This window comes from Streptomyces barringtoniae, assembly GCF_020819595.1.
Lineage (GTDB): Bacteria > Actinomycetota > Actinomycetes > Streptomycetales > Streptomycetaceae > Streptomyces > Streptomyces barringtoniae.
Window position 1 is genome coordinate 266,887 of the sequence record NZ_JAJHNP010000007.1, and the last position, 25,603, is coordinate 292,489.

Below are 25,603 nucleotides of genomic sequence, written 5' to 3' on the forward strand. Positions count from 1 at the left end.
GGAGGGTGACGCCGAGTCGTGCTCGCCGTTGTATGTCCAGATGGGCGATCCGGTCCGGGTCCTCGATCGGAGCGGGCAGCGAGCGCAGGGGCGGGCATTCGCACTTGGCGTGAGTTCCTCACCGTCCAAGCCGAGGGCATCATCGCGGCAGACTTCTTCCACATCGACACCGCGCTGGGTGGGCGGTTGTACGCGCTGGCGTTCCTCGAGCACGGTACCCGGCGCCTGCACATCGCCGGGGTCACCGCCCATCCGACGCGGGATCGGACGGTGCAGCAGGCGAGGAATCTCGCCGTCGACATGGGCATATGCATGAAGGCCCTGCGCTTTTTGCTGCGTGATCGTGATGGCAAGTACGGCGAGGCGCTCGACGGCGTCTTCCAGGCCGAGGACATGGAGATCCTCAAGAGCGCGCCGCGAGCTCCTCGGATGAACCCCCACTGCGAACGGATCATCGGCAGCATCCGGTGCGAGGTCCTCGATCATGTCCCCATCGCGAACGAGGCCCATGCTCGAAAGGTCCTTGCCGCCTACGAGCGGCACCACAACGAGCACCGACCCCACCAGGCCCGACACCAGCTACCGCCCGAGGCTCACGAACAGCCCGCCACCGTACATGACCTCGACACCCGCAAGGTGCTACGGACCCGGATCCTCGGTGGCCTGATCAACGAGTACTGACCATCTCAAAGAGTTGGGTCGACACCAGCTTCAAGAACGCTCTCGTCGAGCACGGCGCCCGCCTCGGAATAGATGTCGAAGTCGTCAACAGAAACCCGGATACTCGCGTTCACGTCGTGAAAAGACGCTGGGTGGTCGAGCGAAGTATCGGTTGGATCATGATGCACCGCCGCCTGGCCCGCGACTACGAGACCCTCACCGCCAGCTCCGAAGTCATGATCCACATTGCTCCGGTCGACAACCTCGCCAGGCGCATAACGGACGAGACCACCCCCACCTGGCGAGGAACTTACTAGGGCATCAAGGGCAATCTGCCTACTTCAAACGCCCTCTCAGGCCGCGCCGTAGGGGCACCCCCGCGGCACCTCTGCGGTCCGGTGCACGAAGGCCGGCCGTAGCTCGGGATCCTCGGGGTCGTAGTAGCGGTGGAACACCGCGGTCGCCCCTCCGGACAGGGGCGGGACGATCCAGCTCCAGTCGGTCGGCACAGGGCGCCCGTGCCGCCTCTCGCGGTCCACGTGCGCGAGGAACCGCCGCGACTCCGTGTGGTGGTCGGCCATGCTCACCCCCGCCTGCTCGTAAGAATGCAGGACCGCCAGGTTGAGCTCGACCAGGGCGCGGTCGCGCCACAGAGTGCGCTCGTTGCGGGTGTCGAGGCCGAACAGCTCGGCGACGGCAGGCAGCAGGTTGTAGCGGTCGGTGTCGGCGAGGTTGCGCGAGCCGATCTCGGTGCCCATGTACCAGCCGTTGAAGGGCGCGGCCGGGTACGTGACCCCGCCGATCTCCAGCGACATGTCGCTGACGGCCGGCACCGCGTACCAGCGCAGACCGAGGGCGGCGAACCCGGGATGGCGCGGATGCGTCAACGGCACCTCCAGCACGGCGTCCTCGGGCACCTCGTACAACTCCGGAGTCAGGCCGGAGCCGGGCTGCACCAGCAACGGCATTATCTCGAAGGGCGTTTCACCGCCTTTCCAGCCCAAGTCCCGGGCCAGCGCCACCCGGTGGGTGCTGCGCGGGTCGTCCGAGTAGCGCACCAACTGCTCGCCCAGCAGCGTGGCGGCGGGCCGGCCGGGGCGATCGGGGGCGAAGACGCTGATGACCGGCCGGATACGGCCTCCGTTGGTCGCGATCCGCAGATGCTCGAAGCACTCACCGGCGATGTCGTCGGGATGCGTGACGTGCCGCAGGTCCCGCACGATCAGATTGTTCCAGTAGAGCCGGCCTATGCAGCGCGCCGCGTTGCGCCAGGCCACCCGCGCGCCGTACGCCACCTCCGCCGCAGTGTGTTCGTACGTGCCGAAGCGCTCCACCTCCGCGGTGACCTCCGCGAGCCGCCGACGCGGGTCGCCGTCGCCCGGGTTCTCGGCGGCGTACTGCCGGATGAACACCTCGGCGGCCGCCAGGACGGCCTCGTGCGCCGATGGGCGGCGCGGAGCCGGGCCGGACGAAGGGGGGAGTTGCATCGGATTCTCTCCTGCTCGGGGTCTGGTGCTCACACGAGCCCGGCGCGCCGGCGGTGGTACGGCGGCCGCACGGCCGGGAGCGGACGGGGCGATGCCGAGTCCGGCAGGCGGGCGCGGCAAGCGAGTGGCCGCACGGCCGGGGCCGGGTCGGCCGGACGCTCAGTCCTCGGGCGGTTCCCGCAATTTCCGGGGCAGTAACGCGGCCTCGAGTGCGGGGACGTCGAAGGGGTCGAAATGGATCCGCTCCTGCGGGATGCCCTGCCGGGCCAGGGTGGCGCTGGTCTGCGTGACCATGTCCACCGGGCCGGAGAGGAACGCCTCGTGCCGGTACCACGGCCCGAACTCGTTCAGCACCCGCGGCAGGCTGCCCTCCAGCCCCGCAATACGCTCGTGCGACACCGCGGCCCGCACAGAGAGCCAGTGGTGCCGCTGGGACATCCTGAGCATGTCGTCCAGGCCGTAGAGCTCCTCGGCGGTCCGAGCGCCGACGAAGACGTCGACGTAGCGCTCTGTCCCGGTGCGGGCCGCGTCCTCGACCAGGGCCTTGATGGGGGCCATGCCGGTCCCGCCGGCCACGCACACCAGATCCCGGTCGCTGCGCGGGTCGAGCGTCATGTCGCCCTGAGTGGGTCCGAGCCGCACCACGTCCCCGGGCTTGGCGCTGTAGACCAGGCCTTGGCTGACCTGGCCCTGGGCGACCGCACGCACGTGGAAGGTCACGGTGTTGTCCGGTCGCGGCGCGTGCGCGGGCGAGTAGTAGCGCCACGTCCTGGGGTGCCAGGGCGTCTCCACGCTCGCGTACTGGCCTGCCGTGTACGGGTAGGGGGCGTCGGGCCGCACGGTGATTTCCGCGATGCCATGGCCGCGGTGCAGGTGGTGGATGATCTCCGCCTCCCACACCGCGGGCGCCGTACGGGCGTCCTCCCTCGCAGCGTGCATCATCACCTGCGCGACGACGCCGTATCCGTGCGTCCATGCGGCGGCCAGCTCGGGGCTCCACGCCGGGCCGGCGTAGCGGGCCAGGGATGCGAGCAGGCACTCGCCCACCGCGGGGTAGTGGCCGTTCAGCGCCCCGAACTTGCGGTGGTCGCGACCGAGCCGGCCGCAGAACCGGATCAGGTTCTCCGGGTCGTCGACGAGGTCGACGATCTGCAGCAGCCCGCGCAGCAACCGGTCGCGCTGGACGTCCAGGTTGTCCGGGAAGAGCCCGCGCACCTCGGGGTAGCGTGCGAACAGAATGGCGTAGAAATACACCGTCATGTCCGCTGCGTACGGGCCGACCGCGGCCACACTCGCGCGCATCAGGGCGATTTCCTCCGCAGTCAGCGGCACGAGGTCCGGCAGCGGACTCGGCGCCGGGGGCGAGGGAGTGGAAGGAGGCGCTGCTGATTCCGGTGACTGCGCCGTGGCATCCGGTGCGTCATGGCGTTCTCGCGGCGCACGGGAGAATATCATCGGGCGCCTCCCGCTTCAGATTGAATCGTCATCACCATGAGGGAAATTCAGGGTCAGAGCAGTGGGGAGCGGGGACCGCCGCGACCGCTGCACATCCGGTCGCGGTTGCCGGGGACAGGCCGATGACCGGCACGGGGTTCCGCTGTGCCGGATGCCCATCCAGCACCCAGAAAGGGTCCGCCATTCGGCTGTGGCGCCGTCTCGATACGACGCCAGGGATCAACTTGACTGGCACACAGGCAACTTGGGAACGGACGGGGCGGAACTCCCTGGGATGTCCTGCCGTTCGGTGGCGATCGACAGGACCGCATTCACCCTAATACACAATCTTCACCCGTCAACCAAAGGATAGGCACGACCTCGCCCCGACTCGCGCAGGCCGGCCTGGCACGCGTGTGTTCGGCGCCGAGGAGGGGGAGTGGACGCGGAACCGACCGGAGGAAGTGTGTGGATCCGGCCGGAATCAGACCGCGGCGCGGCAGCCCGGCAACTCCGCGAAATCCGCGTCCGCTTCTGCCGGTGAGATGCCGAAGCCCGCTCGAATTGCCACCCGAAACCAGTCGGTGTCGGGAGCTGCGCTGGATTCAGAAGTCATGGCTCACGACAGCGTAATACCGAGTGAATTCAGCGAGATGAACATGATCTCTGTCGGTAAATCCGGATAACCGGGGCACTCGGGTTCCCGGGCAGCGGTATGGGTGACCCGCGTGAAAACCCTGGTTCGGGCTGATGATCAGGCCGCTTGTGTTCCTGTCGTCAGGCTGCTTGCTGGTGTTCGTTGATGGGGCCGCCGAGTAGTTGAGTGCGGCGGACGCGGCCACCGAAGGGGATGACAGGTGCCGTCTGGCTGGTCTCCGAGGCTTGGGGAGATCGTTGGTGTGGATCGGTGGGGGCGGTGCCGGTTGTAGTGGTCGGTGTAGGTGTTCGGGTCGGTGCGCAGGTGCCGTTCGTTCATGATGAGTAGGCGGTCGGTGCACTCGCGGCGGACGGTGCCGGCCCAGCGGCTGCCGAATATTTCGTCCGACCAGGTCAGGCAGCGTGTCGGTACTCGTGGATCACTCTGGAGAGCCGGTTCCGGCGGCGTATGTCCAGACGGGACATCCGTCCGATATCGGTGATTGGTTCGGGGACAGCGCGCAGTGGTGCGGCCTGGTTCATCGCTTGATGGGGCCGGTGGGTGTTGTGGTGCTCTCGAACTGGCCGAGGGCGTGGCGCAGGTGGCGCTCGTTCCAGATGAGGGTGCGGTCCAGGAGTTCGTGGCGGCAGGTCTGGACCCAGCGCTCCATGATGGCGTTCATGCGCGGCATCCGGACACCGGTGAGCACGACCTGGATGCCGGCCTCGCCCAGGATCTGGTCGGAGAGTGCCGGGAACTTCGCGTCCCGGTCCCGGATCAGATATTTGACGGTGGTCCCGGCGTCCTCCAGGTCCATCACCAGGTTTCGTGCGGCCTGGCTCACCCAGTGCGCGGTGGGGTGCGCCGTGGTGCCGAGGATCCGGACGCGGCGGGTGGTGTGCTCGATGACGGCGAGGATGTACTGGCGTCGGCCGGTCAGGGTGACGGTCTCGATGAAGTCGCATGCCAGGAGGGCGTCGGCCTGGGAGTGCTAGAAGCCGGCCCAGGGGGTGGCGGCTCGGTCGGGCGCGGGGTCGATGCCCTCGTTCTTGAGGATCTCCCAGACGGTGGAGGCGGCGACCTTGATGCCGAGGGTGGCGAGTTCGCCGTGCACTCTGCGGTAGCCCCACGACGGGTTCTCCCGGACCAGGCGCAGGATCAGGTTGCGGATCGAGCGAACGGTGGGCGGGCGGCCCGGCCTCTTCGGTCGGCAGGTGCGGGCGTGGCGCTGCTTGATCAGGTCGCGGTGCCATCGCAGCGCGGTGTCGGGTTGGACCAGCAACCGGAGCCGACGCAGAACCTGGCGCGGCAGCGGCACCAGCAGAGCGGCGAGGAGGGCTCGGTCTTCCGAGGCGAACTTCACCCGGTCCTCCCCGAGCTGTCGTTCGAGGACCATGATCTGGTGGCGCAGGGCGAGAATCTTGCTGCGAGCCAGGGGCGCAAGGGTGCACGCCGGGGTCGGCTTATCGGACTTCCGCGACCTGATTCCCCGTCAGAGTGGGGGCCGACTAGGAACCACACAGAGGGTGCAGTTTGGTGTCACATCAGACTACCGCCCATGCCCTTTTCGCTGTTCCAGCTCTCTGCACGGTCACGGCCTTCGTATTCCGTTGCGTCGAAGTGCGGACTGTTTCGTTCGGTGCCGCTGATTCATTCGGGACGCTACCGGACACGGAACGGCCCTCAACTGCCTCTGCGACCTTACGAAGTTCTGACGCATGCGCCCCCAGTACGCCACGGCGGCGTCGAGGAGCGCCGGCAGGGGCGGCTGGGGCGTACGACGTCCCGTGTGGCGGTCCAAGCCGTGTGGACGGGCCCGCGCCATGAGGCCCAACCGGATAGTTAATCCGGATGTGTGCTACCGTCCCGGCTAACCGGATGAACTATCCGATTGTCTGCCGGGGTGGAGGAGCTCATGACGAAGACAGCTGTGGTCACGGCGGGGACAGGGGGCATCGGCCTGGAGACGGCGCTCGGGCTGGCCGCCGCCGGGTTCGCGGTCACCGTGGTCGGGCGCGACGCGGAACGGGGGGCCAGAGCGGTCGAGCGGATCAACGCGTCGGGCCCAGACGGCGCCGGCCAGTTCCTGTCCGCCGACCTCTCCTCACTCGACCAGGTACGCGCGCTCGCCGACCGGATCGCCGCCGACCACGCCGCCTCGGGGGAACCGCTGACGGTGCTGGTCAACAACGTCGGAGCGATGTTCCCGCAGCACGGGATCCTGGGCGGCGTCGAGGCGTCCTTCGTCGTCAACCACCTCTCGCCGTACCTGCTGACCGAACTGCTGCTGCCCACCCTCACAGCCGGGGCGCCCAGCCGGATCGTGAACGTGACCTCGGGCGCGGTTGCCGTCGGCAAGCGGGTGTTCGACGCCGTCGAGCCGCCCGGCGGCTACTACGGCTTCCACTGGTACGGCCGCGCCAAGCTCGCCAACCTCGCCTACACCCTGGACCTGGCCGCCCGACTGGCCGGCACGGGCGTATCGGTCTTCGCCGCCGACCCTGGAGGCGCCGCCACCGAGATGACCAAGGGCACCCTGACCGACCCGAAGATCGTCTCCCCGCCGCTGCGGCTGCTGTGGCCGCTGGTACGCCGCAAGTTCGAGCGCTCCACCTCCGGCCCGGCGTCGGCGGCAGCCAGGCCCTCGATCGTCGCCGCCACCGACAACGCGCTGACCGGCCGGACCGGCCTGGTCATCGGCCCACAGAGCCACCCGGTCGCCCCGCTGCGCGCAGCCACCGACCGCCGCCTCGCCGAGGCCGTGCGCCGGCTCAGCGAAGCCCACGCACCCACGCCGGCCGGCACAGACGCGTGAGCATTCACCGTCAACGCCCGTAACGCCGACAACGCCGGGCACCGGTCACGCGGTCGCGTCGGCCCCTCGCGCCCGCCCCCGAGACTCGCCGGACCACCGCCGAGCCGATCCCCACCCGACTGAGGACACGACATGACCAACGCAGTCCCGACCGCCTATGCCCGCACCGTTCACGGCTCCGGCCCCGGCCTCCTCCTCGCCCATGGCGCCGGCGGCGGTATCGACGCCAACTACGGGCCGATCATGGAAGGGCTCGCCGCGCAGCACACCGTCGTCGGGGTCGACTACCCGGGCTCAGGACAGACCCCCACCACGCCCACGCCGCTGGAGCTCGATTCCCTGGCGGACCAGCTTGTCGCCGCGGCGGACGCCGAAGGGCTCGACACGTTCGCCCTCTGCGGATACTCGCTCGGCGGCCCGGTCGCGATCCGAGCGGCCGTCCGCCACCCGCAGCGGGTCACCGCGCTCGTCCTGAGCGCGGCCTTCGCCCGCGTGGACACCCGCACCGAGCTGGCCGCCGCGATCTGGCACCAGCTCTACGACACCGGACAGCACCTGCTGCTCGCCCAGTACCTGACCCAGCTGGCCGTGAGCGCGCCGTTGCTGAACTCCCTCACTCCCGCCCAGGTGCGCGCGGCCGCCGAGCAGACCGCTTCCGCCCTCCCGCCCGGCACCGGAGCCCAGGTCGACCTGGTCCGCCGTGCCGACGTCCGCGACGACCTCGCCGCGATCACCGCCCCGACCCTGATCGTCGTCACCACCGCAGACACCCTGATACCGGCCGCCCTCCAGTACGACCTGGCCGCGGCCATCCCCGGAGCGCAGACCGCCGAGCTCCCCACCGGACACATGCCCTTCCTTGAGCAGCCGAACCAATGGTTGGAGATCATCACCGGCTTCCTCAGCAGGCAGCGCGACCAGGGCTGACAGCCCCGCGGGGGCGGGCCGAGCGGCCCGCCCCCACGTCGGGCGCGGCACCCGGAAACGCCCGCATATGATCGGACGGCAAGCCTGCCTTGAGACGAGCGACCTGGACTGTTCCCACATGACGACCACACCGCTGCGCAAGGACGCCGCCCGCAACTGGGAGCGGATCGTCGCCGTCGCCCGCGACCTGGTCGACCAGGGCACCGCACTGCAGCTCAACGACGTCGCACGCCGGGCGGGACTCGGCGTCGGCACGGTCTACCGGCACTTCGCCACTCCCGAGGCGCTACTGGAGACCGTTGCCACCCCCTGCCTGGAAGCCCTCGCCGCACACGGCCGGCACGCCCTGGCCGACACCGACCACGGGCGCGCCCTGGAGGACTTCCTGTCCCGCATCGTCGAAGCACAAATCACCGATGCCGCCCTGCCCCCGGTCGCCGCCACGACCACGGATGCCCTTCCGCGGACCACGGAACTCAAGAAGTCGCTCCAGTCGACCGGGACCACGCTCCTCGAGCGGGCCCGCGACGCCGGGGCCGTCCGCCCCGACCTCGCCGCCGCCGACCTCGTCCCCCTCATGTGCGGCATCGCCCACGCCGTCACCGTCCACGGCGGCACCCTTGCGGACCGCATGCAGACCGGCCACCGCTACCTCGCCACCCTGCTCGGGGGCATGCGTACCGCCACGCCACCGAACACCTGAGCGGCCCGCCACCGCCCAGGGCGGGCCGACCGTCCCCGGCAGATCCGTACCCCTCCCCCCGGCCGGACTCGGCGGGCGTGAACGGTTCGAGCGTCACTTGTAACGTCCGACGCGCGCGCCGCACTGAGGGGTATGAGTCATGACGACCTGCGTGCACTGTTCCTCAACTGCACGCTGAAGAAGAGCCCGGAGCGCAGCCACACGCACGGCCTGATCGACCTCAGCTTGCGAATCATGGAGAAGCAGCGCGTTCAGGTCGAGCACCTGCGGCCGATCGATCACGAGATCGCCACCGGCGTGTGGCCGGACATGACCGAGCACGGCTGGGCAACGAGGACGGCGCCGCGCACTGCGCCATGAACGTCCTGTACAGCCAACGACTTCACCAACAGGAACACCACGTTCATGACGTGGAACCTGTTGCACCTGGCCCGGCTGCTCAAGGACGCCGGTGGCATTCCGGCGCACGGCAACCAGCGGTCGCAGTACGACGCCGGGTGCCGGTCCGACTTCGAGAATCCCGAATACCGCTGAGCCCGAGTACCGGCGAGCACCGCCAACACATCAACGAAAGGCCGAACATGACCGTCGAGTCCGTCGCATCCGTCGAGACCGTCCCCACCTGCGCCTACCCGGGCTGCACCATGCCGCCCGAGCCGCACGCACCCGACGCGCAGGGGCCGGCGCCCCGCTACTGCGGGCACCCCGAGCACAACGCGCTCGGCGCGTTCAGGAAGTTCCGCGCCAAGCGGCAGCAGCGCAAGGAGGACAAGCGCGCGGCGGCCGAGGCCAAGAAGGCGGCCGAGAGGGCGGCGAAGGGGGCGGAGGCGCCGGTCGCCGGGCAGGTCCCGGCCGGCGAGGTGGTGCCCCCGCAGCCCGGACATGCCCCCGTCGCCGATGCGTCCGAGCAGGTCCCGGCGGAAGCCATGACCAGTGAGATGACGGCCATGACGGCGATGGCGACGGTCGAGGCCGACCAGGACGCTCGGTCACGCGACTCCCTGGTCGCGCTCATCGAGCAACTGGCCACCGATCTGCCCGTCTACATCGAGGAGTTGGCGATCATCACCGACTCCGCGGCGGCCGAGGCCCGGATCGAGACGGTCACCCGCGTCTCCGCGCAGCGCATCCTGGCCGCCGAGGAGCGCGCCGCGCTCGCCGAGGAGACGGCGGACATGGCCGTCGCCGCGCTCGACGCCGCGCAGGAGAAGTTCGCCGAGGAGACCGCGGCGATCCGCGAGGAGGCGGCCCGCCAGGTGGCGGACGCCGCATTCGTCCGGGCCGAGCTGGAGCGCTACCGCGAGCGGGTCGGCTTGCTCGAGGTCCGACTCGACGCCGTCCGCGACGAGACCGACGCGCTGCGCCGCGAGAGGGCCGGGCGCTCCACCGTCGAAAGGGAACGACCGCGCCCCGCCGAGCAGTGCTGAACAACCGACGGCCCGCGTGAACACCCATCAGAGACGGAAATCCCCATGAGCCGAACCAAGCGCCCGGTCCTCTGGATCACCGCCCCCGCCGTCGTGGCGGCCGTCGGGCTCTACCTCTTCCAGCCCTGGCGGCTGTTCACCACGCACCGCGTGGATGAGGCGGCTCCCGTGGTCGGCGGCCAACCGGGGACGGGCATAGTCTGCGGTCCCAGGACGCGGCGTGCGCCAGGTTTCCGTTTCGGAAGTGAGCCCGGAGACCGTCCAGGTTTCCGCAGCCTTCGCCGACGGGCTGCGGAAACCCTGCCCTGAGCAGGCCGGGGCCGCCCGGTTGTTCATGATGAGACTCGCAATGCCCCGTCAAGGGCGCCTCGGGTGTCGCCTCACACAGTCACGTACATACTGAGCTGGAAAGCGTGATGTCGTTGCGTGGAGGCGGCCCGGTCGGTCCGGGGCCGCCGCGTTGCGTGTTGCGCTGCGGCCGGTCGTTGTCGGCTTGCTCTAGGCGTCGAGGGACCTCGCGGCCTCACGGATCACATCCAGGACGAAGTCGGGATGCGAGAGCATGGGAACGTGGCTGCTGTCCACGGGACGGATTTTGGCGCCCATGCGCTCGGCGGCGGTCCGCTCCAGGTCGGGGTGCACGGTGTGGTCGTTGTTGGCGACGATGTACCAGCTTGGCTTCGTCCGCCAGGCGGTGCCGGGAACCTGCTGGTTGAACAGGTCCGCCACGGGCACAGCGCCCGTCGCCAGGACGAGCTTCTGCTCCGCTTCCGGGAGGTCGCCGCAGAAGTGCGGGACGCCCGAGGGCTTGAGCCACACGCGGCCGTCAGCGACTTCGACGTGCTCGAAGATGGGCGTGCGGGGAAATTTGTCCTGCTGTTCCTGCGACGTCTCGTCCTCGTCCGGGGCGAGCGCGGCGATGTACACCAGAGCGCCGACGCGGTCGTGGGTGCCCGCTTTGGTGATCAGGGTCCCACCGTAGGAGTGACCGACGAGCACGATCGGGCCGGGGACGTGGTTGAGCGTGAAGTTGACGCACGCGACGTCGCTTTCGAGCGAGTCGAGGCCGTGCTGTGAGGCGAAAACCTCGTGCCCTTCAGCCTGGAGCGCGGGGATGAGCTTGTTGAAGCACGACCCATCTGCCCAGAGTCCGTGGGCGAAGACAATGCTGGGCTTGCCCGCCATGGCATTTCCTCCTACCGAGAGATCAAATTTGCAGCATTGCACCATATTGCCCGTTCAGTGCCTTTTTTGCGTGATGGCCAGGCGTGTCACCCCATCCCAATCGTTGGGCCTGCGAGGTTGAACGTGTTGTCGTGGTGGTCATGTGTTGATGATCAGGCCCTTTTCGGCGAGGCAGCCGTCATGAGGTCGCCGCGGTACTGGATGTGGCGCAGGCCGCGTCGGATGCGCTCCTGGGGCTGGCGTCGCAGATATGCGGCCAAGTGCTGCTCGGCGGCGCTGCGGTGACGGTAGAGCTGACGCACACTCACCCCGCGCTCGGCCGCAAGCCGGCTCATGGGTTCGCCGTCGAGGCGGGTACGGGCGATCAGGCGCGCCTCCGCCACGTCCACCACCCGGGCCTGCACGGCACGGGCCAGCACCGTCAGCTCGTCCACCGGCTCACCGTGATCCGCCTGGGACGTGGAGCGCAGGTGGTCCAGCGGAACGGCATGCGCGCCCGTTTCCCGGGTGGCACTGCGGCGTGCTGCATACACCAGCCGGTGCACGGCGCGGTCGGCGGCGCTTCCTAGTGCTCCACCAGCGTCGCCACATGCCGGAATCCCCGCGCTGGACGGCCCACAGCGGGGATGCCGCATAAGCCGCCCAGGACTTCGAGGCGTTCGCGCAGCGGTCGGTCACGGTCGTCGCGATACGGGTTCCGGGGAGGAGGACCCGCGGGGTGACCGCGGCCCTGGCGAAGCGGAGGGTCCTGATCACCCTGGCCGGCACCGCGGGCAGCTGGTTCTTCTACAACGTCGCCGTCTACGGCATCAACGTCAGCCAGCCGCTGCTCATCAAGAACATCGTGCCCCACGCCACCACGGTGTCCAACATCGCCCTGAACGCCGTGCTCGTTGTCTGCTTCAGCCTCGTCGGCGGCATCCTTGGTGTGGTCGCCCTCGACAGGCTGCGACGGCGGACCCAGCAGGCGGTCGGTTTCGGGCCCTGCGCTCTGGCGATGGTGCTGATCACGGTGGTTCGCGGCCTCAGCGCGACTGTCGTCCCGTTCGCCATCACTTTCGGAATGTCTCTGTTCGGGAGCATGTTCGGACCGAACTACACGACCATGCTCCTCGGAGCGGAGTCCTATCCGACCCCGGTCCGCAGTACCTTCAACGGCCTGGCCTCCAGGATCGCGAAGGTCGGCGCGTGCGCCGGAGCGCTCATCGTGCCGCTCGTCCTGGCCGACGGAGGCCTCCGCGTCGTGACACTGATCGCCTCCTGCTGCTTCCTGGCCGGCATCGCGACGACCTTCCTGGTACGTGAGCCCAACGGGCTCGCCCTCGACGACGTCAGCGAGGACCTCACCGTCCAGCCGGTGGCAACACCCGCCGCGGCGATCTCGTCGGTCGAGGAGGTCCAGGCATGACCTTGGGTCGAGATCGCTCGGCGCACGCCGGTCGGCATTGGTCGTCCGTCCGTGCTCGACCGGCTTCGCCGCTGCGATCTCGACCGCACCACCGCACACCCGTCATGAGCAGTTTCAAGGGCGCCCGCCCTCGGCAACGTGGTGGGTGCCGGCCGACGCCGCGGACTGTACGGGTACCTCCTCGCTATGGCGCGGTCGGCTCGGGCCGGAAGGCGTGGTCGATGTTCTCCTCGACCCAGGCGCGGAGCGCGTTGAGCGGGATCGCGGCGCTCTGGCCGAGGGGGGTGAGGGCGTACTCGACGTGCAGGGGGACGGCGGGGTAGATCGTGCGGTCGAGGATGCCGAAGTCCTCCAGGCGGCGCAGCGTCTGCGTGAGGACCTTGGGGCTGACGCCCTGAAGCCTGCGCTGGAGCTCTCCGAAGCGCTGGGGTCCGTCCTCGAGGGCGCCGATGGTCAGTGCGGACCACTTGTTGGCGAGAAGGTCGAGCAGGGCACGGCAGGGGCACTGGGCGGCGTAGACGTCGTGGTGCGCGTGCTGGCCGCTGGGGCAGGTGGTCGTCATGCTCGCTTTCCTCATCAGGTCACTTCCCCATGGGAAGTACTAGACCTTGAAGGTAACCATATCCCCGGGGATAGCGTCGTCGACGTCAGCGGGAGAGCCGCCAACGGCCCCGCATGATGCCCTTTTCAGGATGCCTTCTCAGGAGATGACGCATGTCTGCAGACATGATGCGCGCGGTGGTCCAGGACGGTTTCGGCGGTCCGGAGGTACTGCGGGTCCAGCAGGTGCCGCGCCCGGTGCCGCTGCCCACCGAGGTGCTGGTGCGGGTGCACGCGGCGGGGATCAACCCGGTGGACTGGAAGACCCGCGGCGGGACGGGCATGGCCGGGGTGCTGGGTGAGCCGCCGTTCACCCTGGGCTGGGACGTGTCCGGCGTGGTGGAGGAGGTCGGCTTCGGTGTGACCACGCTGAAGGCCGGCGACGAGGTGTACGGCATGCCGTGGTTCCCGCGCGCGGCGAACGCCTACGCCGAGTACGTGACCGCGCCGGCCCGGCAGTTCGCCCACAAGCCCGCCACCCTCGACCATGTGCACGCCGCCGCGGTGCCGCTGGCGGCGCTGACCGCCTGGCAAGCCGTGGTCGACACCGCTCATGTGCAGGCCGGCCAGCGCGTCTTGGTCACCGCCGCAGCCGGTGGGGTCGGCCACTTCGCGGTCCAGTTCGCCCGGCACCTGGGCGCCCACGTGATCGCCACCGCCAGTGCCGCCCGCCACCCCTGGCTCAAGGAACTCGGGGCCGACGAGACCGTCGACTACACCACCACCCGCTTCGAGGACGCCGCCGACGACGTCGACGTCGTCATCGACCTGGTGGGCGACGCACACGACAGCACCAGCACCCGCTCGCTGAAGGTCCTGCGCCCCGGCGGCCTGCTGGTCGCCATCCCGGCCGGCGTCTCTCCCGAGTTGGCCCACGCCGCCGAGACGGCCGGCGGGCGGGTCACCCCGTTCCTGGTCGAGCCGGACGGTGCGGCCCTGACGACGATCGCCGACCTGATCGACGCCGGCCACGTCGCCGTAGAGGTGGAGGAGACCTTCCCGCTGGAGCAGGCCGGCGCGGCCCACGCCCGCGGCGAGGCCGGCCGCACCCGCGGCAAGCTCGTCCTCACCGTCGCCAACTGACGATCCCAGCAGGCACTTTGCCAGGCGTGGATCCGTGATCTGGATCACGCCGGCCACAACGACCAAGGTTGTTCCGCGTCGGCCGAGGCCTCCGCGCTCAGCGCCGACCAGGCCGGCACAAAGGGAGGACTGGGGGGCGGGGCGCAGCGGGACGAGGTCACACGCCATCGTCACGATGCCACACCGTGGTCTCCTCACCCTGCCCGCGCTCATGCAGAGCGCAGAAGTCAGGCGCGAGCGCGTGCAGGCGAATTGCTCGGGCCTTGGGGCGCCGGCTGCGCCGGGTCGACGCGCTGTGGGCGATGGTCCGCGACCACCGCATCTGCGCAATCACTCATCGGATTGCCCCGGCGCACAGCCGCCGCGACGTACTTCCTGGCGCTTGGACGGATGTTCTGCTTCTGGCCGCAGTGCTTGAGGCTGACAGGTACTCATGGCGCCTATTGGCTATGCGTTATTTGCCCACCGATGCGTCATACCGAGATTTTTATTGCCAGCCGGTTAGTGTCTCGTGATCGCTTCGGTGCCACCGCCGGCGAAGTGTAAGCAGCTTGCTGATTAGCGCACTTGACCAGCGCACCTGGGACACGAACAGCATTGAGAGACGCTAGATTGGGTACTTCCGTGTCGCAACCATCGTCATCTGCACAGGTGGTTCCGCCGCCCGGACTCACCGCGCCCGACCCCGCGCCGCTCGGCCTCATCGCGTTCAGCTTGGCAAACATTATCCAGAGCTTCTTCAATGCTGGCGTGAACCCGGCTCTCTTCCCGGCCGCGTTCCCGCTCGAGTTCCTCGTGGGCGGCCTTGTTCAGATGATCGCTGGAATCTTCGAGTTCAGGCAGGGCAGCAGGCTCGGAGCCACCGCGTTCACCGTGTTGGGCGCGTTCTGGCTGTGCTTCGTGATCTATGCCAAATACATCGTCGTCACTCTGCCCGTGGAACAGGCCCACACGGGGACGGGTCTGTTTCTGCTGCCGTGGGCAGTGGTCCTCTTGGTGCTCACGCTTGCGGCAGCGAGAACGACAGCGGTGCTCCTGGCCGCGTTCGTCTCCACCACAGTCACCGTCTCCGTGCTCACCGCAGGCGAGTTCGTTCAATCCAACGCACTGATCAGGGTCGGAGGCGGCTTCGGCTTCCTGACTGCAGCACTTGGCCTCTACGGCGCGTTCGCGGGCCTCGTCAACGGCACCTGGGGTCGACACCTGATCCCCACCTACCCCGACCCCGGCAAACGCCTCGAGCGCCTTGCCCGCAACAAGCCACGCCCCACCTCGGTCACCTCATCCGCCGCGGAGCACCCTGAGCCTTCCGGTTGAACCTACGGTCGGATCCGTCGAGACGCTGCCCGCCCGGGGCCGGAGATGCCGAGTCCTGGCAGGGGAGAGCGACTGACCGCAAGGGTTCCCAACTGGCTTGTGCCTGGCCGGATCCCTCAGCCGTGAGCGCGGTGACAGCCTCGGACTGCCGATGGGGGTTCCTGGCCTGCTCCGGGCTGGCCGGGTGCTGCTGACATACCGCAGTCGCCGACGTCCTCGGCCCATGACCCTCACCGACCCGGTGAAGCAGACACCGCTTCGGTGGGCGCCGAGCTGCCGGGGCCGCCGACATATGTGTGGTCGTGGGGCGCCTCTACCACTCGCCGCCGGTCAGCGTGCGCTCCCAGGCCCGTCACGGCCCCGGTATCAGTGAGCTCTACCTTCCTGATCGGGTTGGTCCTTTCGTTCGTAGGGTGGGGACGCCCAGGGGAACCGGGTGTGGCTCTCAGTGAGCTGCCGGCGAGGTCGTCCGTGGTACCGACAAGACGAACACACACGTCAGGAGCACGATGAGCCGGATATGGGCGGGGATCGACAGTGGCAAGGCCCACCATCACGGCCTCGTGTTGGATGCCGACGGCAAGACGCTGTTCTCACGGCGGATCGCCAACGACGGGCCCGAGCTGCTGCAGCTGATCGGCGACGTTCTGGACCTGGCCGAAGGCCGTGCGGTCACCTGGGCCATCGACATGACCGGTGGGGAACCCGCGCTGCTGCTTGCACTGCTGGTCAACCACGGACAGGAAGTCCTCTACATCCCCGGCCGCCTGGTGAACCGGGCCTCCGACGGCTACCGCGGCGAGGGGAAGACTGATGCCCGCGACGCCTATGGGAGCGCCGACCAGGCCAGAGTGCGCCGCGACCTGCGGACCGTCCGGCCCGGCGACGAAGCGGCCATCGAGCTCAAGCTCCTGACTGGACGCCCTGCCGACCTGGTCGAGGACCGTACCCGCGTCGTGAACCGCCTGCGAGGCACCCTGCTGAGCATGTTCCCTGCCCTGGAGCGGGCCCTGGACGTGACCAGCACCGGCCCGCTCAAGCTGCTGACGGGTTACCAGACCCCAGCCGCGATCCGCCGGGCCGGCGTCGCGCGGCTGACGAAGTGGCTGGCCGACCGCAAGGTCCGCAGCGCGAGAACCCTGGCCGAAGCAGCGGTCGAGGCTGCCGAACGTCAGCACACCGCCGTCCCCGGAGAAAGGACCATCGCCAGGCTGGTCCACACCCTGGCCGAGGAGGTGATGGCCCTCAACGAGCGATCCGTGAGACGGACAAACTCATCGAGGGCCGGTTTCGCGAGCACGAGCTCGCCGACATTGATCCGTGACCGACGGTGCTATGAAGTGACACCGTCGGTGACTACGGCAGCTTGACAACAGTATTAGGAAGCGTTATTCAACTTTCCAGAGTGACGGGGGCCGTTGGACTGGCGGTCCGATGAACCCCCTGGTAGATGGGTCTTCGACCAAGAGGAACCCGTGTCCACCAGACGTTTCGCGTCCTCGTCTACCCGTCGGGACTGGACCTCGACTGTGACGCGCGGCTCCTGCTGCCGGTGAACACCATCCATCTGATGGTCGAGCCGTATGACGGCGAGCCGCGTTCCTGGGCGACTCGGGTGCTGCCGCCTGGGGGATGCGGCGGTGTTCACCGGCGAGCTCTGGGAGAGAGCTCGGACGTCCTGTATCGGTTCGACGCCGAGCCGGGGCTGTTCGAGATAGAGGTCGAGAGGGCGGAAGATCACCAGAACTGGGAGGTGTCGTTCGTCTGTAACCACCAGGTGGGCGGGCCGCTCTACGTCGACTCGCTCTGCTGGGAGTGCAAGGCGGTTACCGACCGAGAGGCTGAGCGGATCGGCACGCAGCTTGCGGACTACGTGGAGGCGACCGGCGAGGATGGCGGGCGCTCTTTCCTGCCGGGCAGCGGTGTGATCACCTTCGTCTCGGAGGACAACTGTCGGTGGTCGTTGCGCACGGCGCGGCTTTGAGCCCTGGCGAACCAGACGTTTTCGGCGCGGACGTGCGGCGGCCTGGTGCCACCCTCCGCAAGTGGCCCTCGTTCGGCTCGAGCTCCCTGCGTGATGACTGCCCTTTCGCAGCAAGGAACACGCCGCGTCAGCGTGAGGTTGGAAAACCCTCAGTGGGGCGAGCGACTCCCTTTCCTGGTCGGTGCGTTCATGGCGGCCTACCCTCACCATGAACCGTCAACCGACCACCTTTGAAGGCGGACCTCAACTGAGAGCCTGGTACAGGGCATCCAGGCCGTCGCGGTAGATGCCGGCGAAGAGGTCAACCACCTCATTCTCGGTCGCACCCTCGGGGGTGAATCGGCCTGACCACTGCACTTCGCAGATGCCGTCGTCGCCGATCACCGAGTGCACTCGTAGGGTCGAGACATATCCGACGACCGGGAATGGCGCTTGGAGAATGGTGTAGCTGTAGTGTCGCTCCACCTCATTGAAGTCGACGAGGCGTTCGACGATGACGCTTCCGTCGGCGTCAGTCAGCCGGCGGACGCGGCCTCCTTCCAGCAGTGTGCTCTCGGGGATGTAGGGCAGCCAGTCGGGCAGGGACCCGAAGCCGCCGATGGTGTCCCAGACGCTGGCGGAGGTGGCCGGGATGATCCGGCTCACAGAGGTCGATGCCATGAGGTTCCTTCGGGTTTGGTCGATTGCTGTGGTGGGTGTGGGTGTCGCCGCCTGTGACTCAGACGCCGCCGGGCAGCGGTGCACACGAGCTGACCAGGCCGCTTCCCCGGAGCTCTCGCCAGAAGTCTGATGGGACGGGCTCGTCGAGCGCGGCGAGGTCCTCGGCGATCCGGCTCGGCTTGGTGGCGCCGGGGATGACGGCGGCGGTCACGGGGTGGGCGAGCGAGAACTGCAGGGCCGCGGCCTTGATGCTCACCCCATGCCGTGCGGCGAGTTCCTTGATGCGGCGGACCTTCTCCAGGATCTCCGGGGGCGCATCCCCGTACTCGAAGTGGGTTCCGCCAGCGAGGATGCCCGAGCTGTACGGGCCTCCGACGACCATACCGACGCCCTGCTCGGCCGCAGCCGGCAGCAGCCGCTGGAGGGCGTGGGCGTGGTCCAACAGCGTGTAGCGGCCGGCCAGGAGGAATCCGTCGGGCTGCGGCTCGTCCAGCGCCAGCGTCAGCTCGACGGGCTCGGTGCGGTTGACGCCCAGCCCCCACGCCTTGATGACGCCCTCGTCGCGCAGCCGGGACAGGACCCGGAAGGCCCCGGTGCGGGCCTCCTCGAACTTCTGCAGCCAGCTGTCACCGTAGAAGTCCTGAGCGATGTCATGCACCCACACGATGTCCAGGCGGTCGACACCGAGCCGCTTCAGGCTGTCCTCGATGGAGCGCTCGGTGGCTCGGGCCGTCCACTCGTGAAGCATCTTGTTGGGCCGGCCATGCTCGAACAGAGCGCCCTTCTCCCCCAGGTCACGGGCTCCGCTCTCCACCTCGTCCAGGATGACGCGGCCGACCTTGGTCGACAGCACGAAGGTATCGCGAGGCTTGCTGGACAGCAGGCCACCGAGCCGGATTTCCGCCAGGCCCGCTCCGTAGAGCGGGGCCGTGTCGTAGTAGCGGATGCCGTGGTCCCAGGCGGCGTTCAAGGTTGCGGCTACCTCGTCGTCAGGGACAGCGCGGAACATGTTGCCCATCGGCGCGGTGCCGAAGCCGATGCGTGTGGGGAGTAGCTGACGGAGATTCACGGTGGTGTTCCCTTCTTTCTCTCGGTTTGAGGCTCGGGAGCGTCAGCCTGGCCGCCCACAGCGTTGGCGGTCGCCGGGCTGGGACCTCCGCACACCGGCTTGAGAAGGTGACGGTCAAGACGTGAATGCCTGCGGGGATCTTCTGGCGAACCATGCCGCACAACGCCTTGACGCCGCATTTGTCTGGGTTGACGCTGTCCGAACAAGCGCGCCCGCGACTGGAACGCGGACGGGCGATCTTTCTTGTACCGCCGGCGGCGCAGCGTCCCCTGGCAGTACCTGCCGCTGACCCGCTATGGCGCGGGCCCACAGCCGTACGGGCAGCGGAGGGGGGTGGGGCGTTGTCCACGGGTCGGCCTGATCAGCAGGAACGAGCGGGCTCCGGGCCTCCCGGCACTTCAAAGATCCATCCTGTGTGACGGCCATCAACATTCACTTGTAGGTTTCCCGATCAGGAGTTCTGAAATTAGTCGGGGCAGACTGTCGCGGCAACTCTGATGCGCCCAGTGCGCTCCGCCAGATCATGGACCTCGGGCCTCGGGCCGTGCAGAAACGGATTGTTCTGGCTACGGCTGCATAAGCGCATGAGTCGGCCGACTGGTTCGCCATAGCCGGGTGGGCCAGCCCCGCGCGGGACCAAGTCTTCTTAGATGGCCCGGGTAAGTTTTTGAGACCAGTAGCGCTTAGATAGAGAATTTTGGCACTTGAATTCAATTCTGGACAGATTGAGTTTCTCTGAGTTGCTGGTAGTAGTTTGCGGGCTCAGACTGGTTCTTGGGCCGGAGGTGCGCTCGCCGCGCACCTTCGGATCGAGGTCGCCACTGCGTATGACGGGCAGTTTCGAAGGTCGGTCGCAGTCACCCCGCACAGACTCAGCTCTTGCTTCGAGCCGCCGTGCATCGGCCCATGTGAGTCCTTCGATGACTGTGGGACAAGGAACTTGAAAGGAAACCCTTGACATGGCGCGTGCAGCACTGAAGAAGGTCCTCATCACAGGAGCGGGCACTGGCTTCGGGTTCGAAGCCGCCATGCGCCTCGCCGAGAAGGGCTTTGACGTGATCGCCGGGGTGGAGATCTACGCCCAGGTGCAGACGCTGAAATGGCAGGCGGCCGAGCGCGGGGTCAGGCTTCGGGTCGAGAAGCTCGACGTGACCAACGACGGAGACCGCCGCAAGGCCCTCGACTGGGGTGTGGAGATTCTGGTGAACAACGCCGGCGTCGGTGAGGGAGGCTCCACGGTCGACATTCCCGAGTCGAACATTCGGCACCAGTTCGAGGTCAACGTCACGGGGCCGCTCGTCCTCACCCAGGGAATCGCCAAGCAGATGATCAACCGCGGGGCCGGCCGCATCGTCTGGGTGTCCTCGCGGGAAGGCTTGAACGTCAACCCGTTCACCGGCATCTACTCTGCCTCGAAGCACGCGATTGAGGCGATCGCCGAGACCATGGCCTACGAGCTGCAGGAATACAACATCGAAGTCGCCACGGTCAACCCGGGACCCTTCCTGACAGGCTTCAACGACCGCATGTTCCAGACCTGGGAAAGCTGGGAGGACGACCCGTCGCAGAGGGTCTTCGACTATTCCAAGCTCGCCTTCCCCCGCCCGCAATTCGACCCTGAAGCGGTCTTCGCCACGCTGACGGCTGTCGCCGCCGGAGAAGTCGACAGCTACCGCAACCTGGAGCCCAAGTCGATGCTTGAGGAGACCAAGCGCCTCCAGGCGGTTCCGTGGGAGCGCAAGGTCACGGACGGCCTCGGGACCCGCCACCCGGCCATCCAGCACTCCTACGAGATGCAGCCCGAGACTCCCGTCGGGTGATCGCCTCCCGGGTGACTGCGAGTGGCAAGGCCGCCTGGGACGCGCTGCGGGCAGAACCCGAGTGTCAAGGCGGCCATGTGCGGCACGGGAAGGCCGTCAACGTGACAGCAATGGTTTGGTGAGAGCCGACCGTGGGCCTGGTGACGGGAAGTGCGCCGGCGTAGCCACGCTCGCTCATGAGCGCACGGCGCTCACGACAGCTGGAGGTACATCAATGCCTGTCAGGCCAACAGTGCTGCAGGATCGCTACCGTAACCGCGGCACGGCTTTCACGCTGGAGGAGCGGGCGAAACTCGGGATCACCGGGCGGCTGCCGGCTGCCGTCGAGACTCTCGACGAGCAGGCCGCCCGGGCTTACTTGCAGCTGCAGCAGCAGCCCTCCAACCTGCAGAAGTACATCTACCTCAACGAGGTCCACGACCGCAATCAGGTGCTGTACTTCAAGCTGCTCGCCGATCACCTCGATGAGTTGCTCCCTGTGGTCTACGACCCCACAGTCGGCGAGGCGATCGAGAAGTGGTCCGTCGACTACCGTGACTCGCGCGCGGTATACCTGTCGATCGACCGTCCCGAGGACGTGAAGGCCTCGTTCGAGTCGCTGGGTCTTGACGCAGATGACGTCGATCTGATTGTCGTGTCCGATGCCCAGGAGATTCTGGGCATCGGGGACTGGGGCGTCAACGGGACCGACATCTCCATCGGGAAACTCGCCGTCTACTCCGCCGCCGCCGGCATCGATCCCAACCGTGTCATAGCTGTGAACCTTGACGTGGGGACAGACAACGAGCAGCTCCTCAACAATCCGTCGTACCTGGGTAACCGGCACGCACGGGTCACCGGAAAGCGGTACGACGACTTCATCGCTCTCTACCTCGAGACCGCGTCCGAACTGTTCCCGAGTGCGCTTCTGCACTTCGAGGACTTCGGACCGTCGAACGCCCGGCGGATCCTGGTGGAGAACTCCGACAGATATCGGATCTTCAACGACGACATGCAAGGCACTGGTGCCATCGTCATGGCCTCAGTGTTTTCGGCTCTGAAGGTGACCCGGGGACGCTGGTCCGAGCAACGGCTCGTCGTCTTCGGCGCGGGAACCGCCGGCACCGGCATGGCCGACCAGATCCACGCAGCGATGCTGCGTGACGGTGCGACCCCCGACGAGGCGAAGAAGAACATCTGGCTCGTCGACGTCCACGGCCTGGTCACCGATGACATGCGAGACCTGCCCGACTACCAGCGGGTCTATGCACGGCCGAAGTCGGAGGTGAGCGACTGGTCTGACGGTGAGATCGATCTGCTCACCACCGTCGAACACGTCAAGCCCACCATCCTCATCGGCACCTCCACCGCACACAACGCGTTCACCGAGGACGTCGTGCGCGCGCTGGCCGAGGGCGTCGAGCGTCCTATCCTCCTGCCGCTGTCGAACCCGACGAGCCGTATCGAAGTCATGCCGTCGGATGCAGTGCCGTGGTCCGAGGGCAGAGCGCTGATGGCGGTCGGTATTCCGGTCGAGCCGGTCCGGTACAACGGGGTCTCCTACGAGATCGGGCAGGCCAACAACGCCCTCCTCTACCCGGGGCTCGGCCTCGGAACGATCGTCTCGGGTGCCCGGCATGTAACGGACAACATGCTGCTTGCCGCCGCCGAGGCGGTGGCCGGCCAGGTCGATGTGTCGCTGCCAGGAGCATCACTCCTGCCACCGGTCGCGAACCTGAGGGCGTCGTCCGCGACGGTCGCGGTCGCCGTCGCCCGTGCCGCGGCAGAGGACGGTGTCGCAACCAAGTCCCACGACGACCTCATCCAGGCTGTCCAGGACGCGATGTGGCAGCCGACCTACCCCACGGACGACCTGGAGGGCGGGCAATGAGCGACAACCAGCCCCCCAAGATGCAGAACACGGCGATCGGAATCCAAGCCAGTGGAACCCGGCAGGAATTCGACAGCATGGGCACCGTCGAGGTGCCGGCGGACCGGTATTGGGGTGCGCAGACGCAGCGCTCGCTCCTCCACTTCTCCATCGGTGACGACCGGATGCCGAAGGAGGTCTACCACGCCTACGGCTACGTGAAGAAGGCGGCAGCGTTGGTGAACGCTGCCGCCGGGCGGCTGCCCGAGTGGAAGAAGCAGGCCATCGTACGGGCAGCTGAGGAGACGATCGCGGGGGAGCTCGACGACCACTTTCCGCTCTTCGTCTGGCAGACGGGGTCGGGCACCCAGAGCAACATGAACGTCAACGAGGTCATATCCAACCGTGCGTCACAGCTGCTCGGCGGCAGGCTCGGGACGCAGCAGCCGATCGCCCCGAACGACGACGTCAACATGGGGCAGTCCAGCAACGACAGCTTCCCGACCGCGATGCACATCGCCTCCGTGCAACAGATCGACGAGCATCTCTTGCCTCAGGCCCGGGAACTCGCCGCATCCATCGAGGCAAAGGCCACGGAATGGGCCGAGATCGTCAAGATCGGCCGCACGCACCTCGAGGACGCTGTACCGCTCACCGTCGGACAGGAGTGGTCCGGCTATGCAGCGCAACTGCGCGCCTGCATCCAGGAAATCGAGCACAGCCGCCGCTGCCTGCTCGAACTCGCCCTGGGTGGCACCGCCGTCGGCACGGGGCTGAACGCGCCAAAGGGCTTCAGCCGGGACGTCGCGAGCAAGATCGCCGAATTGACCGGCAAGCCATTCGTCACGGCCGAGAACAAGTTCATGGCACAGGGGTCCCTGGACCCGATGGTGCGGGCGCACGGGGCACTGCGCGGACTGGCCGTGGCCTTGATGAAGATCGCCAACGACATGCGGTGGCTGGCCTCGGGCCCGCGCACCGGATTCGCCGAGCTGCTGCTTCCACAGAATGAACCCGGCTCCTCGATCATGCCCGGAAAAGTCAATCCGACCCAGTGCGAAGCCATCGTCATGATCGCAATTCAGGTGCTCGGCAACGACTCAGCAGTTGCCTTCGCCGGCAGTCAGGGCAACTTCGAGCTGAACGCTATGCGCCCGGTCATTATTAACAACTTCATTCACTCCGCGCGTATCCTCGCCGACGGGATGGAGAAGTTCAGGAAATTCTCTGTCAGTGGCACGGAGCTCGACCGGGAAAGGATTTCCCAGTACGTTGACGAGAGCCTGATGCTGGTCACGGCGCTGAGCCCCGTCATCGGGTATCAGAACGCTGCACACATCGCTGAATCCGCGCTGGCCAATGGTCAGACGCTCAAAGAGGCGGCCCTGGCCAGCGGTCACGTCGACGAGAAGACATTCGACTCCGTTGTCGATCCGCTCTCCATGGTCGGCCACGGCTTTTCCGGCGCCTGACGCAGAGGCTCTGGACGGCTTCGAGGAGTACCCCGACGCCGGAGAGGGAGTCGCACCGAGCCTACTCCGTACACCACACTCGGCGTGGCCGTCATCCTGCGGTCCCGCGAGGAGGCCGTACGGTCATCGAGTCGTCGACACCGGTTCCGGGATCGTCGCAGAGGATCTGCCCCGGGTCTTCGACCGCTTCTGGCGGCCGGAGAAGTCACGCAGTCGACAGCACGGCGGAAGTGGACTCGGCCCACGGCGCAGAGGTTACGGCGTCGAGCGCCCCGGGAAGCGGCTCGGTCTTCACCTTCAGTCTTCCGGGCTGACCGTCGACGGCGCGGGACCGATCCCACGGTCCTTGAACTCGGCTGCCGCCTGACTACCCACCGTCGGTCGGTGCGCCGTTTTCATCTGTGCCGTGTCAGGGTGCAGACCCGCGACAGATAGGGAATGCAGTGCATCTGAATAGCGCTGCGGTGCGTAGTGAAGTTCTAAAAAATCCGGCCAACCCGTCAAGTGATTTCGGTCATGCGACGAACTTTGCAAGCACCGTGAATCTGACCGCTCGGCAAATTCATGAATCGGTGCACCCTTTCGCGGAATGGGAGGGCGGCCCGTTCGCTCACCTGAACGGTCTGGAAATCCCCCAGTCCGACTCTGTTCGTGGATTCAATTTCTCGGCGAACGGACACCTGTTCGACGATCTGCTGTCGGCTGAGGTGTACTGTGATTCTTTGACAGGAATCTCCGGACGCGGCGAGGGGCAGGACCCGATCGTCGCCGACCTGGTCACCGCAGGCTCCCTCAGATTCACAGGCAGAGCAGGGGAGAGCATTCCACGACCGCTGCTCGTTTCTCGGATCGGGTCGGCAAGGGCTTTCAATCACGCCTATGTGGCGGACGCGATGACTCCTGAAGTTCGATTCCTGACGAACTTCCTGGAGGTGGTCGAGCGCAGCAGTGCCGACCTGGATCGCTCGCCCTCGGTGCGAAACCTTGCACTGAGTGCCTGCACGACCTTGTTCTCTGAAATTCTCTCCCAACACCCGGAAGCGGTGACCTGTCTCCGGCCGTGATC

General features: G+C 67.5%; 20 protein-coding genes and 6 pseudogenes. 17 read left to right on the forward strand and 9 right to left on the reverse strand.

Going from position 1 to position 25,603, the window contains the following annotated elements; all coding sequences use genetic code 11:
- Nucleotides 1-102 precede the first annotated feature (102 nt).
- Nucleotides 103-681: pseudogene (locus LMU33_RS14925) on the forward strand (integrase core domain-containing protein); the annotation flags it as partial.
- Nucleotides 681-977, forward strand: a pseudogene (locus LMU33_RS14930) (transposase); the annotation flags it as partial. The pseudogenes LMU33_RS14925 and LMU33_RS14930, both read left to right, overlap by 1 nt.
- A 36-nt stretch (nt 978-1,013) precedes the next feature.
- Here LMU33_RS14930 and LMU33_RS14935 read toward each other — a convergent pair.
- The 4 genes and pseudogenes from LMU33_RS14935 to LMU33_RS14945 all read right to left on the reverse strand — a co-directional run bounded on the left by LMU33_RS14935 (nt 1,014) and on the right by LMU33_RS14945 (nt 5,614).
- A complete protein-coding gene (locus LMU33_RS14935; protein WP_228620848.1) occupies nt 1,014-2,147 on the reverse strand; it encodes a nitric oxide synthase oxygenase in 1,134 nt (377 codons plus the stop codon).
- A 159-nt stretch (nt 2,148-2,306) separates the two neighbouring features.
- On the reverse strand, nt 2,307-3,449 hold the full coding sequence (locus LMU33_RS14940) for a globin domain-containing protein (protein ID WP_228620849.1): 1,143 nt from the start codon (nt 3,447-3,449) through the stop codon (nt 2,307-2,309).
- 616 nt (nt 3,450-4,065) lie between these two features.
- Entirely contained in the window at nt 4,066-4,197 is a 132-nt protein-coding gene (locus LMU33_RS41395; protein ID WP_283844142.1) for a hypothetical protein, read from the reverse strand.
- A 434-nt stretch (nt 4,198-4,631) separates the two neighbouring features.
- Nucleotides 4,632-5,614: pseudogene (locus tag LMU33_RS14945) on the reverse strand (integrase core domain-containing protein).
- 519 nt (nt 5,615-6,133) lie between these two features.
- Between LMU33_RS14945 and LMU33_RS14950 the strand changes: the two are divergent.
- From LMU33_RS14950 to LMU33_RS14970, 5 genes and pseudogenes are all read left to right on the forward strand, one after another.
- On the forward strand, nt 6,134-7,033 hold the full coding sequence (locus LMU33_RS14950; protein ID WP_228620850.1) for an SDR family NAD(P)-dependent oxidoreductase: 900 nt from the start codon (nt 6,134-6,136) through the stop codon (nt 7,031-7,033).
- A 132-nt stretch (nt 7,034-7,165) separates the two neighbouring features.
- Entirely contained in the window at nt 7,166-7,960 is a 795-nt protein-coding gene (locus tag LMU33_RS14955; protein WP_228620851.1) for an alpha/beta fold hydrolase, read from the forward strand.
- Between the two features lie 118 nt (nt 7,961-8,078).
- The gene (locus LMU33_RS14960; protein WP_228620852.1) at nt 8,079-8,663 is read left to right on the forward strand and encodes a TetR/AcrR family transcriptional regulator; all 585 of its coding nucleotides are present in this window, start codon (nt 8,079-8,081) and stop codon (nt 8,661-8,663) included.
- Nucleotides 8,664-8,795: 132 nt separating this feature from the next.
- A pseudogene (locus LMU33_RS14965) lies at nt 8,796-9,197 on the forward strand (hypothetical protein).
- Between the two features lie 47 nt (nt 9,198-9,244).
- Nucleotides 9,245-10,090: a hypothetical protein gene (locus LMU33_RS14970; protein ID WP_228620853.1), complete on the forward strand. Its 846-nt coding sequence runs from the start codon at nt 9,245-9,247 to the stop codon at nt 10,088-10,090.
- A gap of 498 nt (nt 10,091-10,588) precedes the next feature.
- On the opposite strand, the gene LMU33_RS14975 is transcribed toward LMU33_RS14970, so the two are convergent.
- A complete protein-coding gene (locus LMU33_RS14975) occupies nt 10,589-11,275 on the reverse strand; it encodes an alpha/beta hydrolase (RefSeq protein WP_228620854.1) in 687 nt (228 codons plus the stop codon).
- A gap of 152 nt (nt 11,276-11,427) precedes the next feature.
- Entirely contained in the window at nt 11,428-11,709 is a 282-nt protein-coding gene (locus LMU33_RS14980; RefSeq protein WP_228620855.1) for a hypothetical protein, read from the reverse strand.
- Nucleotides 11,710-11,993: 284 nt separating this feature from the next.
- Here LMU33_RS14980 and LMU33_RS14985 point away from each other — a divergent pair, with 284 nt between their 5' ends.
- A complete protein-coding gene (locus LMU33_RS14985; RefSeq protein WP_228620856.1) occupies nt 11,994-12,683 on the forward strand; it encodes an MFS transporter in 690 nt (229 codons plus the stop codon).
- Between the two features lie 184 nt (nt 12,684-12,867).
- On the opposite strand, the gene LMU33_RS14990 is transcribed toward LMU33_RS14985, so the two are convergent.
- Complete coding sequence (locus tag LMU33_RS14990; RefSeq protein WP_228620857.1) at nt 12,868-13,245, reverse strand: winged helix-turn-helix transcriptional regulator; 378 nt, start codon at nt 13,243-13,245, stop codon at nt 12,868-12,870.
- Between the two features lie 152 nt (nt 13,246-13,397).
- Between LMU33_RS14990 and LMU33_RS14995 the strand changes: the two genes are divergently transcribed.
- From LMU33_RS14995 to LMU33_RS15010, 4 genes and pseudogenes are all read left to right on the forward strand, one after another.
- Nucleotides 13,398-14,366 carry an NADP-dependent oxidoreductase gene (locus LMU33_RS14995; protein ID WP_228620858.1) on the forward strand — a complete coding sequence of 323 codons (969 nt, stop codon included), beginning with the start codon at nt 13,398-13,400 and terminating at the stop codon, nt 14,364-14,366.
- A gap of 624 nt (nt 14,367-14,990) precedes the next feature.
- Nucleotides 14,991-15,683: an acetate uptake transporter gene (locus tag LMU33_RS15000; protein ID WP_228620859.1), complete on the forward strand. Its 693-nt coding sequence runs from the start codon at nt 14,991-14,993 to the stop codon at nt 15,681-15,683.
- Nucleotides 15,684-16,192: 509 nt separating this feature from the next.
- Nucleotides 16,193-16,998 (forward strand): annotated as a pseudogene (locus LMU33_RS15005) (IS110 family transposase); the annotation flags it as partial.
- A gap of 255 nt (nt 16,999-17,253) precedes the next feature.
- Entirely contained in the window at nt 17,254-17,667 is a 414-nt protein-coding gene (locus LMU33_RS15010; RefSeq protein WP_228620860.1) for a hypothetical protein, read from the forward strand.
- 243 nt (nt 17,668-17,910) lie between these two features.
- Here LMU33_RS15010 and LMU33_RS15015 read toward each other — a convergent pair whose 3' ends face one another.
- Complete coding sequence (locus LMU33_RS15015; protein ID WP_228620861.1) at nt 17,911-18,327, reverse strand: SRPBCC family protein; 417 nt, start codon at nt 18,325-18,327, stop codon at nt 17,911-17,913.
- A gap of 58 nt (nt 18,328-18,385) precedes the next feature.
- On the reverse strand, nt 18,386-19,396 hold the full coding sequence (locus LMU33_RS15020) for an aldo/keto reductase (RefSeq protein WP_228620862.1): 1,011 nt from the start codon (nt 19,394-19,396) through the stop codon (nt 18,386-18,388).
- A 959-nt stretch (nt 19,397-20,355) separates the two neighbouring features.
- Here LMU33_RS15020 and LMU33_RS15025 point away from each other — a divergent pair.
- From LMU33_RS15025 to LMU33_RS15045, 5 genes and pseudogenes are all read left to right on the forward strand, one after another.
- Nucleotides 20,356-21,216: an SDR family oxidoreductase gene (locus tag LMU33_RS15025; protein ID WP_228620863.1), complete on the forward strand. Its 861-nt coding sequence runs from the start codon at nt 20,356-20,358 to the stop codon at nt 21,214-21,216.
- A gap of 214 nt (nt 21,217-21,430) precedes the next feature.
- On the forward strand, nt 21,431-23,086 hold the full coding sequence (locus LMU33_RS15030; RefSeq protein ID WP_228620864.1) for an NAD-dependent malic enzyme: 1,656 nt from the start codon (nt 21,431-21,433) through the stop codon (nt 23,084-23,086).
- Nucleotides 23,083-24,537, forward strand: coding sequence for a class II fumarate hydratase (gene fumC / locus LMU33_RS15035; RefSeq protein ID WP_228620865.1), 1,455 nt, complete (start codon nt 23,083-23,085; stop codon nt 24,535-24,537). Before LMU33_RS15030 ends, fumC begins: the two co-directional genes overlap by 4 nt.
- Nucleotides 24,538-24,667: 130 nt before the next feature.
- Nucleotides 24,668-24,851: pseudogene (locus LMU33_RS15040) on the forward strand (ATP-binding protein); the annotation flags it as partial.
- Nucleotides 24,852-24,980: 129 nt separating this feature from the next.
- Entirely contained in the window at nt 24,981-25,601 is a 621-nt protein-coding gene (locus LMU33_RS15045; protein ID WP_228620866.1) for a hypothetical protein, read from the forward strand.
- The last annotated feature ends 2 nt before the right edge of the window (nt 25,602-25,603 follow it).